The sequence below is a fragment of the Aerococcus sp. L_32 genome, from assembly GCF_050689315.1.
The window spans coordinates 1-502 of record NZ_JBOEQF010001326.1; the positions used below are offsets into that span (position 1 = coordinate 1).

1 protein-coding gene is annotated in these 502 nt (G+C 38.6%); it reads right to left on the reverse strand.

Annotated features, from left to right (window positions below; all coding sequences use genetic code 11):
• Positions 1–84: 84 nt before the first annotated feature.
• Positions 85–502, reverse strand: a 418-nt coding sequence (locus tag ACRCJ0_RS19600) for a sugar phosphate nucleotidyltransferase (RefSeq protein WP_431391897.1), incomplete at its 5' end; no start/stop codon positions are given.

The window sequence follows — 502 nt, forward strand, 5'->3', positions numbered from 1 at the left end:
GTCGCTTACCATTCTAACACGATTTAAGGGAAAAAGATTGCAACTAGCTCAAGCTAATTACAACCTTTCACATAAATTCTCTAATTAAAGTTCATCTTCAATGGATAGTAAATACTCTTTCAAACCTTCTTTGAGATCGTCTTGTTGAAGGCCGTATTCAATGCTTGTTTGCATGTAGCCCAATTTATTCCCAACATCATAACGACGACCAGTAAACTCATACGCAAACACGCGTTGCGTTTTGTTTAAACGGTCAATGGCATCTGTTAATTGGATTTCATTACCAGCACCCTCACCTTGTGTTTCCAACAAGTCAAAGATTTCTGGCGTTAACAAGTAACGACCGATAATAGCTAAGTTTGATGGCGCATCTTCTGGTTTAGGTTTTTCAACGAATTGTTTTACATTGTAGATCTTTTCAGAGAATTGCGCTTCAGGATCGATTACCCCGTATTTATCTGTATCTTCATGTGGTACAGGCATTACCGCAATGTTAGACGCC